The organism is Actinomyces succiniciruminis, assembly GCF_900002405.1.
In the GTDB taxonomy this organism is placed as follows: domain Bacteria; phylum Actinomycetota; class Actinomycetes; order Actinomycetales; family Actinomycetaceae; genus Actinomyces; species Actinomyces succiniciruminis.
The window spans coordinates 28308-42034 of record NZ_LK995535.1; the positions used below are offsets into that span (position 1 = coordinate 28308).

Annotated in this window: 10 protein-coding genes; 1 reads left to right on the forward strand and 9 read right to left on the reverse strand. The window is 70.7% G+C overall.

The genetic code is table 11. The features are described from left to right. Positions 1-156: 156 nt before the first annotated feature. The 4 genes from gap to rapZ all read right to left on the reverse strand — a co-directional run bounded on the left by gap (position 157) and on the right by rapZ (position 4610). A complete protein-coding gene (gap, locus tag BN1056_RS11975) occupies positions 157-1164 on the reverse strand; it encodes a type I glyceraldehyde-3-phosphate dehydrogenase (protein ID WP_073332391.1) in 1008 nt (335 codons plus the stop codon). A 173-nt stretch (positions 1165-1337) separates the two neighbouring features. Next, on the reverse strand, positions 1338-2318 hold the full coding sequence (gene whiA / locus BN1056_RS11980; protein ID WP_073332394.1) for a DNA-binding protein WhiA: 981 nt from the start codon (positions 2316-2318) through the stop codon (positions 1338-1340). Between the two features lie 109 nt (positions 2319-2427). Next, on the reverse strand, positions 2428-3489 hold the full coding sequence (locus tag BN1056_RS11985) for a gluconeogenesis factor YvcK family protein (protein WP_083565893.1): 1062 nt from the start codon (positions 3487-3489) through the stop codon (positions 2428-2430). A gap of 5 nt (positions 3490-3494) precedes the next feature. Continuing rightward, on the reverse strand, positions 3495-4610 hold the full coding sequence (rapZ, locus tag BN1056_RS11990) for an RNase adapter RapZ (RefSeq protein WP_083565894.1): 1116 nt from the start codon (positions 4608-4610) through the stop codon (positions 3495-3497). Between the two features lie 164 nt (positions 4611-4774). Between rapZ and purT the strand changes: the two genes are divergently transcribed. Beyond that, the gene (gene purT, locus BN1056_RS11995) at positions 4775-5989 is read left to right on the forward strand and encodes a formate-dependent phosphoribosylglycinamide formyltransferase (RefSeq protein WP_210581600.1); all 1215 of its coding nucleotides are present in this window, start codon (positions 4775-4777) and stop codon (positions 5987-5989) included. Between the two features lie 12 nt (positions 5990-6001). Here the strand turns inward: purT and BN1056_RS12000 are convergent, their stop codons facing one another. From BN1056_RS12000 to uvrC, 5 genes are all read right to left on the reverse strand, one after another. Continuing rightward, complete coding sequence (locus tag BN1056_RS12000; protein ID WP_210581520.1) at positions 6002-6856, reverse strand: DUF817 domain-containing protein; 855 nt, start codon at positions 6854-6856, stop codon at positions 6002-6004. A gap of 71 nt (positions 6857-6927) precedes the next feature. Further along, on the reverse strand, positions 6928-8349 hold the full coding sequence (locus tag BN1056_RS12005) for a glycoside hydrolase family 1 protein (protein WP_108967027.1): 1422 nt from the start codon (positions 8347-8349) through the stop codon (positions 6928-6930). A gap of 118 nt (positions 8350-8467) precedes the next feature. Continuing rightward, a complete protein-coding gene (locus BN1056_RS12010; RefSeq protein WP_210581522.1) occupies positions 8468-10345 on the reverse strand; it encodes a beta-glucoside-specific PTS transporter subunit IIABC in 1878 nt (625 codons plus the stop codon). A gap of 205 nt (positions 10346-10550) precedes the next feature. Continuing rightward, on the reverse strand, positions 10551-11408 hold the full coding sequence (locus BN1056_RS12015; RefSeq protein ID WP_210581524.1) for a PRD domain-containing protein: 858 nt from the start codon (positions 11406-11408) through the stop codon (positions 10551-10553). A 13-nt stretch (positions 11409-11421) separates the two neighbouring features. Then, positions 11422-13722 (reverse strand): excinuclease ABC subunit UvrC, encoded by a 2301-nt coding sequence (uvrC, locus tag BN1056_RS12020; RefSeq protein ID WP_210581526.1) that lies wholly within the window; start codon positions 13720-13722, stop codon positions 11422-11424. Positions 13723-13727: the final 5 nt, after the last annotated feature.

Here is a 13727-nt window from a genome sequence, read left to right on the forward strand (position 1 = left end):
CTCGCAGTGCTGTGTTGGTTGTGTTGGTGGGATGGTTGGTGGATGGAGGTCCGGAGCGTGTGTTCGCACCGGATGCGGCGGACGCCCGCGCACGCGAGTTGGCGTGCGCGGGCGTCCGTCAGTTGCTCACAGTGGTGAGTGCCGGCTTACGCGGACTCAGGCGAGCTTCTCGCAAACCAGGGCGGTGAGCTGAACGAGGCGGTTGGAGTAGCCCCACTCGTTGTCGTACCAGGAGACGACCTTGACCTGGTCGCCCTGCACCTTGGTCAGCTTGGAGTCGAAGATGGAGGAGTGGGAGTCGCCGACGATGTCGGTGGAGACCAGGTCCTCCTCGGAGTAGGCCAGAACGCCCTCGAGCGGGCCCTCGGCGGCGGCCTTGACGGCGGCGTTGATCTCCTCAACGGTGGCCGGCTTGGCGGGCTTGAAGGTCAGGTCGGTGACGGAGCCGGTCGGGACCGGGACGCGCATGGCGTAGCCGTCCAGCTTGCCCTTGAGCTGCGGGAGGACGAGCGCCACGGCGCGGGCGGCACCGGTGGAGGTCGGGACGATGTTGAGGGCGGCGGCGCGGGCGCGGCGCAGGTCGCGGTGCGGGGCGTCGTGCAGGCGCTGGTCACCGGTGTAGGCGTGCACGGTCACCATCAGGCCGTTCTCGATGCCGAAGGCCTCGTCCAGCACCTTGGCCAGCGGCGCGAGGCAGTTGGTGGTGCAGGAGGCGTTGGAGATGATGTTGTGCTTGGTGGTGTCGTAGTCCTGCTCGTTCACGCCGACCACGAAGGTGCCGTCCTCGTTCTTCGCCGGGGCGGAGATGACGACCTTCTTGGCGCCGGCGTCGATGTGCGCCTTGGCCTTGGTGGCGTCCGTGAAGAAGCCGGTGGACTCGACGACGACGTCGACACCCAGGTCCGCCCAGGGCAGGTTGCCCGGCTCGCGCTCGGCCAGGACGCGGATCGGCTTGCCGTCGACGATGATGTTCTCCTCGTCGTAGGTGACCTCGGCGCCGAGGCGGCCCATGATGGAGTCGAACTTGAGGAGGTGGGCGAGGGTCTTGATGTCGGTCAGGTCGTTGACGGCCACGACCTCGAAGTCGGCGCCCTGCTCAAGGGCGGCCCGGTAGAAGTTACGGCCGATGCGGCCGAAGCCGTTGATACCAACGCGGGTGGTCACTTTGTGTCCTCCTAGTGCGCCATGGGACGCACGTATTCGTAGCTTGCTGCACACGTGGTGTGCCCCGGGCCTTCGTGGGGTGCTCCCCGTCCGATCCGGCAGGTCGAGTCTAGCGTTACGTGCACGCCGCCGTGCCGGTTCGGACACGCCAGGGGCGAACACGCGGGTGCATCTCACATGTCGAGCATGTCCTGGGTGAGTACGGATTCCGTGTCCGGGATGCCCAGCTCGTGGGCGCGCTTGTCAGCCATGGCCAGCAGTCGGCGGATGCGTCCGGCCACCGCGTCCTTGGTCAGCGGCGGTTCGGCCATGCGCCCCAGCTCCTCCAGGCTGGCCTGCTTGTTCTGGATGCGCAGCCGTCCGGCCTGTACCAGATGCGCGGGCACGTCCTCCCCCAGGATCTCGAAGGCGCGCTCCACCCGGGCCCCGGAGGTGACGGCGGCGCGCACCGAGCGGCGCAGGTTGGCGTCGTCGAAGTTGGCCAGCCGGTTGGCGGTGCCGCGGGTCTCGCGGCGCGAGCGGCGCTCCACCCAGGTGGCGTTGGCCTCCACGGCCCCCATCTTCTGCAGCAGCACGCTGATCGCCTCGCCGTCGCGAACCACCACCCGGTCGGCACCGCGAACCTCGCGGGCCTTGGCCACCACGTCGAAGCGGCGGGCGGCCCCCACCAGCGCCAGGGCCGCCTCACTGCCGGGGCAGGTGACCTCCAGGGCGGAGGAGCGACCCGGCTCGGTGAGCGAACCACGCGCCAGGAAGGCGCCGCGCCAGGCGGCCGCGGAGGCGTTGCGTCCCCCCTGGACTACCGCGACGGGCATGCCGCGCACGGGACGGCCGTGGGCGTCCACCAGGCCGGTCAGGCGGGCCAGGTCGCGGCCGCGGTCGCTCACACGCAGCACGTAGCGACTGCCGCGGTGCAGGGAGCCGGCCTGAACCACCAGCACCTCCGGTGTCATGCCGTACAGCTCCCGCAGGTCCCGGTGCAGTCGGCGCACGGCCCCGCCGTGGTCCAACTCGGCCTCCACCACGATGCGGCCGGACACCAGGTGCAGTCCGCCGGCGAAGCGCAGCATGGCCGCCACCTCGGCGCGCCGCTGGGCGGCGTTTTCGGTACTTACGCGGGCGAGCTCGTCCTTGACGGTCACCGTCAGCGACATGTGGTGATGCTCCTGGTCCTTGTTCTTGGGGTGTTATGGGCTGGTTGTGGGCTGCCGCGCGGCCGCTTTTCAGGGTCGGCCGGTTGGGTGCAGTCCACTCGGGTACCGGTCAGGCGGCGCGCGGCGGGCCGGTGATGTCCCCCACCGCGCCGTCGAAGGCGTCCCGGAAGACGGCGGCCAGCCGCAACGGGTCATGGTGGCACAGGGCGTCCCCCGTCCGCACCTGCCGCAGCATCAGCACCGCCCCCATGGAGTCGGCCACCGCGCTCAGTTCCGCGACATCCTCCACCACGCTCGGGTCGGCGATGACCACGTCCAGGCGCAGGTCGGGGGCGTACTCGGCCAACACGCGCAGATGGTCGGCGAGCGTCATGTCGTCGGTCTCGCCGCTCTGCGCCGACAGGTTCAGCACCACGGCCTTGCGGGCGCGGGTGCCGACCAGGGCGCGGCGCATGGACGGCAGGATCAGGTGCGGCAGCACCGAGGTGTACCAGGAACCCGGCCCCAGGATCACCCAGTCGGCGGCGTCGATGGCGCGGATCGCCTCCGGGTGTGCATCGGCGTCCTCGGGCACCACGCGCACGTTCTCCATGCGGCCGCGGGTGGAGGCGACGGCCACCTGTCCACTGACGCGCTGGCGGTGATCGCCGTCGACGATATCCGCCTCGATCACCAGCGGGGAGGCGCTCATGGGGATGACCCGCCCGTGAATACTCAGCAGCCGGCCCACCCAGTCCAGCCCCTCGACCTCGTCGCCGAGCAGCTGCCACAGGGCCAGGATGAGCAGATTTCCCAGGGCGTGGTTGTCCAGCTCGCCCTCACCGGAGAAGCGGTGCTGGAGCACATCCCGCCAGGTCAGCCCCCACTCGGTCTCGTCGGTCAGGGCCGCCAGGGCCATGCGCAGGTCGCCGGGCGGCAGGCAGTTGAACTCGCGGCGCAGGCGGCCCGAGGAGCCGCCGTCGTCGGCGACGGTGACCACGGCGGTGAGCCGCTGGGTGACGTGCCGCAGGGCCCGCAGGGTGGCGGACAGGCCGTGTCCACCGCCCAGGGCGACGACGGCCGGCCCCTCCTCCCCGCGTCGACGCCAGCCGGCCGAGTCGATGGTGGCGCGGGCGCCGGGCACGTCGATGCCGGTTGCACCGTGCCCGGGTTCCCCCGGAGTCTGTCCCATGACGTTCACTCCCTCCCCAGGTCCCGGTGCTGCACGGCGACCTTGAATCCCGCGGCCCGCAGGCCGGCGCCGATCCGCTCGGCGGTCGCAACCGAGCGGTGCTTGCCGCCGGTACAGCCGACCGCGATGGTGACATTCGGTTTGAGCTCGTCCACGTAACGGGGCAGCGCCGGGATCAGCAGGTTCACGTATCCGTCCACGAAGGCGGCCGCGCCATCCTGCTGGAACACGTACTCGGCCACCGGCGCGTCCCGCCCGGTCAGATGCCGCAGTTCCGAAACCCAGTAGGGGTTCGGGATGAAGCGCACGTCCAGGACGTGGTCGGCGTCCATCGGCAGCCCGTACTTGAAGCCGAAGGACATGACCGTCACCCGCAGGCCCAGGTCGGACTCGTGGGCGACCAGTTCCCGGATCCGGCGGGCCAGGTCGTGCACCGAGTAGTCGGAGGTGTTGATGACCTCGTCGGCGGTGCCCTTCAGGCCGGCCAGCAGGGTGCGCTCGTGCTCGATGCCGTCCAGGATGGAGCCGGTGCCCTGCAGGGGGTGGGGGCGGCGGGAGGACTCGAAGCGGCGGATGAGCGCGGCATCGGAGGCATCCAGGAAGATCAGGCGCACGTCCACGCCGGCGTCGCGCAGCTGCCCCAGGTACTTCATGAAGGAGGCGAAGAACTCGCGGCTGCGCACATCGACGACCGCGGCCAGCCGGTGCACGCCCGCCCCGACCGTCGTCATCATGCCCGCGAGCGCCGGCAGCAGCTGTGGTGGCAGGTTGTCCACCACGTACCAGTCGAGGTCCTCCAGGGCGTTGGCGGCCCGGGAGCGGCCCGCGCCGGACATGCCGGTGACGATGATCATCTCCGGCCGCTTGGCCGGCGGCACCGGCGGGGCCGCCTCATCGATGGCTGGGATGCCGCGCGGGACCGTGTCCTTGGCCGGATCGCGGGGGGCGGGGGCGTCCGCCGCTGGGGTGGCGAGGTGGCGCACCGGCTTGCGCGGGGGGAGTCCCGGCGGCGGCGGGGCGGCGGGGGCGGGCCCGGCGACGGGTACCGACGGGGGGATCCGGTCGGGGCCGGCATCCGGCGCCGGCGGGCGGCCGGGGTCGGTTCGGTCCTGTGCGTCCATGCCCCCAGCATGGCACAACCGGCTGTGCCGGGCTCGCGTAGTTTCGGTAGCGTGGCCGTAGCAGTCGGCACGCGGCTGCCGTGCCACCCGGGCGCGAAGGCGCACCGCGCACAATCGACTTGGAGGCGACCGTGACCGCATCCCCATCCCCCTCCCCCGCCGCCATGGGCATCGGCACCCCGGGAACGCCCTCGGCCACGAAGGTGGCGCTGCTCGGCTCTGGAGAACTCGGCAAGGAGGTGGCGATCGCGCTGATGCGCCTGGGCGTGGAGGTCACCGCGATCGACCGCTACGCGGGCGCCCCCGCCCAGCAGGTCGCCCAGCACGCCCTGACCGTGGACATGTCCGATCCGGCGGCGCTGACCGCGGCGATCGCGGCGTCCGGGGCACGGATCGTGGTGCCGGAGATCGAGGCGCTGGCCACCGACGCCCTGGTGGCGTTGGAGGAGGCCGGCGCGGTGCGGGTGGTGCCGACCGCGCGTGCCGCGCGCCTGACCATGGACCGGGAGGGGATCCGCCGCCTGGCCGCGGAGACGCTCGGCCTGCCCACCAGCCCCTATGCCTTCGCCTCCTCTTCGGCCGAGCTGGCCGTCGCCGCCGAGCGCATCGGCTACCCCTGCATCGTCAAGCCGGTCATGTCCTCCTCCGGGCATGGCCAGTCCGTGCTGCGCGGACGCGACGACGTGGCGGTCGCCTGGCGGCTGGCGGCCGCGGAGGGCCGGGTGGACCGGGGCCGGGTGATCGTGGAGGGCTTTGTGAACTTCGATGCGGAGATCACGCTGCTGACGGTCCGCTCCCGCGACCCGCGCACCGGCCAGACCGTCACCTCGTTCTGCGAGCCGGTCGGGCACCGGCAGGTCGAGGGCGACTACGTGGAGTCCTGGCAGCCGCACCCGCTTCCAGAGGCGGCGCTGCGCCGCGCGCAGGAGGTGGCCGCGGCGGTGACGGGCGCGCTGGGCGGCTGGGGCCTGTTCGGGGTGGAGCTGTTCGTCTGCGGCCAGGAGGTGCTCTTCTCGGAGGTCTCCCCCCGCCCGCACGACACCGGCATGGTGACCCTGGCGAGCCAGCGCCTGAGCGAGTTCGAGCTGCACGCCCGCGCCCTGCTGGGCCTGCCGGTGGACACCGCACTGCGCTCCCCCGGCGCCTCCGCCGTGGTTAAGTCGCCCGTCGAGTCCGGGCCCGGCGCCGGGGTCACCTACCGGGGCGTCGCCGAGGCGCTGGCGGTGCCGGGCAGCGACGTGCGCCTGTTCGGCAAGCCCGACGCGCACCCGGGACGCCGCATGGGCGTGGCCGTGGCGGCGGCCGACGACGTCGACTCGGCCCGCCGCCGGGCGCGGGAGGCGGCCGGAGCCATCACCGTGACGCGTCCCGAGGGCTAGTCATCGAGGCGGTCAGCGAGCTCGGCGCCGGCGCCTGGGCGGGGTGACCCGCGCCTCGCCGTCGCCGTAGCGCACGCCCTCCTCCGCCTTGACGGCGGCCACCAGCACGAAGCTGAGGGTGACCAGCAGTGCCCAGCTGCCGAGCTTGCCCACGTGTACCAGGTGCCACCCGGCCTGCTGATCGGGGTAGCGCCAGGCGTTGAGGAACGTGCCGATGTTCTCCGCCAGCCATAGGAAGACCCCGATGAGCACGAACGACACGGCGGTCGGCATGCGGTAGCGGTCGCCGCCCACGGTGAAGTGCGCCGCGGAGCCCCACAGGGCCAGGATGAAGCCGACCGCCACCGCCCAGCGCAGATCCCAGATGAAGTGGTGGGTGTAGAAGTTCGCGTAGGCGGCCACCGCCAGGGCCGTGACCGGCCCGCGGCGGAAGTCGGAGATGCGCAGGTCGAAGCGCCGAAAGGCCTGACAAAGATAGGAGCCGACCGAGGCGTACATGAAGCCCGAGAAGATCGGCACCCCGCCCAGGCGCACCACGCCGGCGTCCGGATAGGTCCAGGAGCCTACACGCACCTTGAAGACCTCCAGTGCCAGGCCGATCAGGTGGAAGGCACAGATCACCGCCAGCTCGCGTCGAGTCTCCAGGCGCAACACCACGAAGGCGATCTGCACCACCACCACGTAGATGAGCAGCGCGTCGTAGCGGGCGAGCGGCATGTCGAACCGGTTCCAGACGAGCACGGAGACCGCCATGCCGGCGAACACGGCGATCGGGAAGGCGCAGCAGGCCAGCTGGATGGCGGTGAACTGGACCAGGCGCAGCGGCAGCAGCCGCAGCCGGCTCAGCGGGGCGCGTTCTTCGGGCATCGGCACAGACTACCCAGTGCCCGGTGCGCCCGCCGTGAGCCGGCTGCGGCCGTCGGTTACCGCGTAGCCGGTCAGGCCTTCAGGCTGGCGCCATTCGAGGCGATCACGTCCCGATACCAGCCGAAGGACTGCTTGCGATAGCGCTCCAGGGTGCCGGTGCCGTCGTCGTTGCGGTCCACGTAGATGAAGCCGTAGCGCTTGGACATCTGGGCGGTGGAGGCGGAGACGCAGTCGATGCAGCCCCAGGAGGTGTAGCCGATGACCTGCACGCCGTCGGCGATGGCCTCACGCACCTGCACCAGGTGGTCGTTCATGTAGTCGATGCGGTAGTCGTCCGCGACGGTCGGGGTCCCGTCGGGGCCGGTTACCAGCTCGTCGCGGGCGCCCAGGCCGTTCTCCACGATGAACAGTGGCTTGCCCCAGCGGTCCCAGTAGTCGTTCAGGATGGTGCGCAGGCCGCGCGGGTCGATGGCCCAGCCCCACTGGGAGACCTCCAGGGTGGGGTTGACGACGCCGCCCATGAGGTTGCCGCCGCTGGCCTCACGCTCCTGGGTGGCCGTCTCGCAGGAGGACATGTAGTAGGAGAAGGAGACGAAGTCGACCGTGTGCTCGGCCAGGGTGCGGCGGTCGGCCTCGGTGATGTCCAGTTCGATGCCCTTGTCCCGCAGCTTGCGCAGGAAGTAGCCGGGGTAGGTGCCGCGCACGTGCACGTCGCCGAAGGTGTAGTTGTCGCGTTCGGCCTGCTTGGCGGCCCACACGTCCCGCGGGTCCGGGGTGAGCGGGTAGAAGGGGATCGCCAGGATCATGCAGCCGACCTTCAAGTCGGGGTTGATCTCGTGGGCGATGCGGGTGGCGGAGGCGGAGGCGACCAGCTCGTGGTGGATCGCCTGGTAGAGGTCCCGCTCGCTCAGCTCCTCCTTGGGCGTGTTGATGCCACCGGACATGAAGGGCTCGTGGAGCACGGAGTTGATCTCGTTGAAGGTCAGCCAGTACTTGACCCGCTTGCCGTAGCGTTCGAACAGGGTACGGGCGTAGCGCTCGAAGAAGCCGATCATGCGCCGGTCGGCCCAGCCGTTGTAGGTCTTGGTCAGGTGCAGCGGGGTCTCGTAGTGGCTGATGGTCACCAGCGGCTCGATGCCGTACTTCTCCAGCTCGTCCAGGACCCGGTCGTAGAAGGCCAGGCCGGCCTCGTTGGGCTCGGTCTCATCGCCCTTGGGGAAGATGCGGGACCAGGCGATGGAGAAGCGGAAGACCTTGAAGCCCATCTCGGCCAGGAGGGCGATGTCCTCCTTGTAGCGGTGGTAGAAGTCGATGCCCACCAGCTTGAGGTTGTCCGGCGTGGGCGCCTCGGTGCGGGGACCGACGATGCCCTGGGGCATGACGTCCTGGACGCTCAGGCCCTTGCCGTCGGCGTCGTAGGCGCCCTCGTACTGGTTGGCGGCCAGCGCGCCGCCCCACAGGAAGTCGTCGGGGAAGGTGGTTGGTGTCGGCATGGCTGGGTTCTCCTTCATGGGTGCGTTAACGGGTCGGTCTGCTGGTATTCAGGTTCGGAATCGATTCTGCCCGTCCCGCGCCGGAACCGGATGCGCCGGCGCGGGACGGGGATGGGGATCAGTGGTCGATCTCGACGACGACGTCGTCGGCCTCCACGTCGGCGTCGGCCACCGGGACCACGCCCGCCAGGCTAGCCGTGTTGGTGACCACCAGGATGGTGGTGGGGTCGTATCCGCCCTCGCGCACGACCTCCAGGTCGACCTCGGCCAGCTCCTGGCCGCGGGCCACCCGCTGCCCCACGGTGACCTTCGGCGAGAAGCCCCTGCCTTCGAGCTGGACCGTGTCCAGGCCGACGTGTACCAGCAGCTCCACGCCGTCGTCGGTCTTGATGCCGTAGGCGTGTCCGGAGTCCATGACGGTCACCAGGGTCCCGGCAGCGGGTGCCGTGACCACGATCCGCCCGGTGCCGTTGGGGCGCACGGCGACACCGCCGCCCAGCGCGCCGGAGGAGAAGACCGGGTCGGAGACCTTCTCCAGTGGCATGGCCCGGCCCGCCACCGGGGCGCCCAGGGTGGTGGTGGGCTCGGCGGATGCCTCCACGTCCTCTGCGGTGTCCTCGTCGGAGTCGGAGTCGGCGGCCGCGTCGGCCTCGTTGAATCCGAGCACGAGCGTGAGCACGAAGCCGATGACCACGGCCACGGCAATGCCGATGAAGGTGACCACCACGTTGCCGTACTGAAGTAGGGCGGGCATGGCGATCAGGGAGGGGAAGACGAAGGCGGAGGAGGCTCCGCCGCCGATGGCGATGATGGCGCCGCCCACGGCGCCACCGATGCAGCCGGCGATGAAGGGACGCTTCAGCGGCAGGTTCACGCCGTAGATGCCGGGCTCGGTGATGCCGGCGAGGAAGGCCGACAGCGCGGCCGGCCCGGCCACCTGGCGCATCTGCGCCGAGCGGGTGCGGATCATGACGGCGAGCACGGCGGCGGCCTGCGCCAGGACGGCGGCGAACAGCGGGGCGGTCATAACCGAGTAGCCGGGGTTGTCGTAGTCGGCCAGCATGATGGGCACGAAGCCCCAGTGGATGCCGAACATGACGAACACCTGCCAGAAGGCGCCCATAATCGCCCCCGCGGCCCAGGGCGCAATCCGGAACAGGGACTGGATGCCGCCGGAGATGCCGTTGGACAGCGCGGTCGTGACCGGGCCGATCGTCATGAGCACCAGCGGCACCATGATGGCGAGCACCAGCAGCGGCACCATGAAGTTGCGGATGGTGCTGGGCAGCACGCGCTTGAGCCAGCGTTCGAGGTAGCCCTGAATCCAGGTGGAGAAGATGATCGGCAGCAGGGACGAGCTGTAGGAGGCCATCACCACGGGGATGCCGATGAAGGTGACCGAGTCCGCATCTGCCAGGGCGACGATGTCGGGGTAGACGAGGGCACCGGCGATGGCGACCGCCGTGATCTCGTTGGCCTTGAAGCGGCGTGCCGCAGAGATCGCCAGCACGACCGGCAGGAAGTAGAAGACTGAGTCGCCGGCCGCGTTCAGGATCGTGTAGGTGGTGCCTTCTTCTGACATCCAGCCCAGGGTGGTCAGCAGCGCCAGCAACGCCTTGATCAGGCCGGCACCCGCCAGGGTCCACAGCACCGGGTGGATCAGCGCGGAGATGAGCTTGATGAACCGGTCGAAGAGGTTTCCCTCCTCGGCGGGCTGCTCGGCGCCCGAGTCGGCCGCCCCCAGCGAGGTGATGCGCCCCAGCTCCTCATACAGCATCGGCACGTCGTTGCCGATGACCACCTGGTACTGGCCGCCGGCCTGCACGACGGTGACGACGCCGGGCAGCTGCTTGATCTGTGCCGTCGCCGCCTTGGACTCGTCGGCCAGGACCAGGCGCAGGCGTGTGGCGCAGTGGGTTATGGAGCGGACGTTGCCCTCACCTCCGACCTTCTCCAGCAGTTGCGGCGCCAGCGCCGCGTAGTCGACCTTGGCCATGCTGATCCTCCTCGATCCTGGTGCCCGCAAGCGGCAGGAAAACAAAAAAGACCCGAGGCGACCGCGCAGAACATCTGCGAGTCGTCTCAGGTCTTGCCCCTTGCGGGTAACAATCCTGGGCCCCTTCTGGGGGGCTCAGGGAACAGCTTAGAAGGTACCGGGGGTGCGGCGGCATAGCCTCCGAGGGTGCCCTTAGTCACACCACCTATTCGGGTTGGAGGGGTTCCCGGTCGATGCCGGACTCCAGCCGGGCCACGTGCATGGTCAGGTAGGCGGTCTCGTCGTCCTGCACCGTGATTCCCAGACGCATCTCCAACAGTTCCTTCACCCGCACCGCCACCCGGTAGGCCCGCGGATAGCGCAGCCGCAGGGACTCGGCGATCGCAGTTCCCGTACCGTCTGCCACCTGCTCGTCGGTGCGGGCACGCACCAGGAAGTAGCGCAAGTGCACCGCGAAGCGGGCGGCGTCGATGGAGTCGGCGCGGAAGTCGCGGCCGTAGGCGGCCTTGAGCACATCCATGACCTGGCCGATCAGCTTCGACTGGCGCGTCGCCTCCCGGGTTGAGGGGGCGCCCACGGCGGCGGCGAACAGGTGCAGGGCCAGGGCGACGGCCTCCCCGTCGGGCAGTTGCACCTCCTGGGCGCGGTTGAGCTCGGCGACCATGCGCTCCGCGAGCCGCAGCTCCTCCGGGTGCAGGTGGGCGGCCTCGGCGCGCAGCGGATAGTCCATGACGATGCCCGCGGCCGCCCGCTCCATGGCCTGATTGACGTGATCGACGACCGCCACGACCGTGGAGGAGGGCACGGTGGTGCCCAGCTCCCGGGCGGCCGCACGGAAGGTGCGCTCGATCAGGGCGATGCGCTCCAGCGGGATCGCGGCCATCACCTCGCCGACGCTCTCGGCGTTCTGCGCCAGCACGTAGCGGCGCGCCACCCGGGAGGTGTCGACCTCCTGGCCCGGTTTGTGCTGGAAGCCGAGGCCGCGGCCGGTCAGGATCGTCTCGCGTCCCAGCTCGTCACGCGCCAGGATCACGTTGTTGTTGAACACCCGCAGGATCTCCACCTGTGGGATTGTGTCACCGATCCGATGACGCCGCAGCGGGGTCCGTCTCCGCCTCCGTCCCGGTAGCCGCCCCGGCCTGTGCCCCGGCGAGGTGCTGCTGAATGGTGGCGGCCAGGGTTGGGCCAATGCCCTTGACGGCGGCGATCTGCTCGGCGGATGCCGCCCGGATGCGCTTGACGGAGCCGAACTCCTTCAGCAGCGCCGCCTGCCTGGCGGGGCCGAGGCCGGGGACGGTGTCGAGCACGGAGCGGGTCATGCCCGCCGAACGCTTCTTACGGTGATGGGTGATCGCGAAGCGGTGGGACTCGTCGCGCAGGTACTGCAGCAGGTACAGGGCCGGCGAGGTGCGTGGCAGCACGATCGGGAACTCCTCCCCCGGCACCCACACCTCCTCCAGCCGCTTGGCCAGGCCCACCAGCGGCACGTCCACGCCGAGTTCGTCGAGGACCGCCCGGGCGGCATTGACCTGCGGCAGGCCGCCGTCGACGACGACGAGCCCGGGCGTGTAGGAGAAGCGCCGGGGACGGCCGGTGTCGGGGTCGACCGGACCGGAAACGGGCACTGCGGTGTCGCCGGCCCCGGCAGCCGTCGCGCCGCCGGCGGCGCCCGCGGGCTTGCCACCGGGGGCGTCCGCCACGACGTCGTCGGCCGTCTCCTCCACGTACTCCCCGCCGACGTCGGCGGGGACGGAGCCGGACACCGGGCCGGGGCGGTTCTGCTCGGCCAGCAGCCGCTTGAAGCGACGGGTGAGTACCTCGTGCATGGCGGCGGTGTCGTCGGCGGTGCCGGTGCCGTCCTCGCCGCGGATGATGAAGCGCCGGTAGTCGGATTTCTTGGGGGCGCCGTCCTCGAAGACCACCATGGAGCCGACCTGGTAGGTGCCCTGCGTGTGGGAGATGTCGTAGCACTCCACCCGCAGCGGCGCCTCGGGCAGGTCCAGGGCCTCGGCCAGCTCCTCCAGCGCCTGGGAGCGCTGGGTGAGGTCGCCGGCGCGGCGGGTCTTGTGCTGGCGCAGCGCCTCCTCGGCGTTCTTGCGCACGTTGTCCATGAGGGCGGCCTTGTCCCCGCGCAGGGGCACGCGCAGCTCCACCCGGGCGCCGCGCAGGCCGGTCAGCCAGTCGCGTACGGCCCCGGCGTCGGACGGCAGGGCGGGCACCAGGATCTCCCGCGGGACGGCGGTGGTGGCGGTGTGGGTGACGTCGTCGACGCTGGTGGCGCCGCGCTCGCGGCGTCCGGTGCGATTGCCGTTCTCGGGGGCGGTGCGCTCCAGCGGGGCGGCGGGGGCACGACCGCCGACACCGAGGGAGGTGGTCGGCCCGGAGCGGGCGGGCGCGCCGACGGCGGTGCCCGCGGGGGCGGCGGCGTCGGCCGGGTCGAGCAGATCGGAGTAGACCTGCTGGAGGAGCCGCTCGATGAGTTCGGCGTCGGTGGCGTCCTCGACCAGGTCGATCACCCAGCCGCGCTGGCCGCGCACCCGCCCGCCGCGCACGTGGAAGACCTGGACGGCGGCGGTGAGCTCGTCCCGGGCCAGCGCGAAAACGTCCACGTCGGTGGCCTCCGGCAGCACCACCGCGTTCTGCTCGATGACCTTGCGCAGAGCCTCGGCGTCGTCACGCAGGCGGGCCGCCTTCTCGAAGTCGAGCGCCTGCGCGGCGGCCCGCATCTGTGCCTCGACCTCGCGCAGGTAGGGGCCGGTGCGCCCGGCCATGAAGGCGCAGAAGTCCTCGGCCAGGGCCCGGTGGTCGGCGGGGCCGATGCGGCCCACGCAGGGGGCGGAGCACTTGTCGATGTAGCCCAGCAGGCAGGGGCGCCCGGAGGCGTGCGCGCGCTTGAACACGCCGGCCGAGCAGGAGCGGATGGGAAACACGCGCAGCAGTTGATCGAGGGTCTCGCGGATGGACCACACCTGCACGAAGGGCCCGAAGTAGCGCACACCGGGACGCCGGGCGCCGCGGACGATCTGCGCGCGGGGGAAGGTCTCCTGCATGGTGACCGCCAGGTACGGGTAGGACTTGTCATCCTTGTACTTGACGTTGAAACGCGGGTTGAACTCCTTGATCCAGGAGTACTCCAGGGCGAGGGACTCGACCTCGGTGGAAACCACCGTCCACTCCACCGCGCAGGCGGTGGTGACCATCTTCTGGGTGCGCGGGTGCAGTGCACTCAGATCCTGGAAGTAGTTGCTCAACCGCTGGCGCAGGTTCTTGGCCTTGCCGACGTAGATGACGCGTCCCTCGGCGTCCAGGAACCGATACACGCCCGGCGAGGTCGGGATATCGCCGGGGGCAGGACGGTATGTCGACGGGTCGGCCATGGCAG

Excerpts from the sequence above, each read along its gene's own strand:
- rapZ (WP_083565894.1), bottom strand. The coding sequence starts at position 4,610 with ATGGACGCACAGGACCGAACCGACCCCGGCCGCCCGCCGGCGCCGGAT.
- whiA (WP_073332394.1), bottom strand. The coding sequence starts at position 2,318 with ATGTCGCTGACGGTGACCGTCAAGGACGAGCTCGCCCGCGTAAGTACC.
- uvrC (WP_210581526.1), bottom strand. The coding sequence starts at position 13,722 with ATGGCCGACCCGTCGACATACCGTCCTGCCCCCGGCGATATCCCGACC.
- BN1056_RS12000 (WP_210581520.1), bottom strand. The coding sequence starts at position 6,856 with ATGCCCGAAGAACGCGCCCCGCTGAGCCGGCTGCGGCTGCTGCCGCTG.
- BN1056_RS12010 (WP_210581522.1), bottom strand. The coding sequence starts at position 10,345 with ATGGCCAAGGTCGACTACGCGGCGCTGGCGCCGCAACTGCTGGAGAAG.
- BN1056_RS11985 (WP_083565893.1), bottom strand. The coding sequence starts at position 3,489 with ATGGGACAGACTCCGGGGGAACCCGGGCACGGTGCAACCGGCATCGAC.
- purT (WP_210581600.1), top strand. The coding sequence starts at position 4,775 with ATGGGCATCGGCACCCCGGGAACGCCCTCGGCCACGAAGGTGGCGCTG.
- BN1056_RS12005 (WP_108967027.1), bottom strand. The coding sequence starts at position 8,349 with ATGCCGACACCAACCACCTTCCCCGACGACTTCCTGTGGGGCGGCGCG.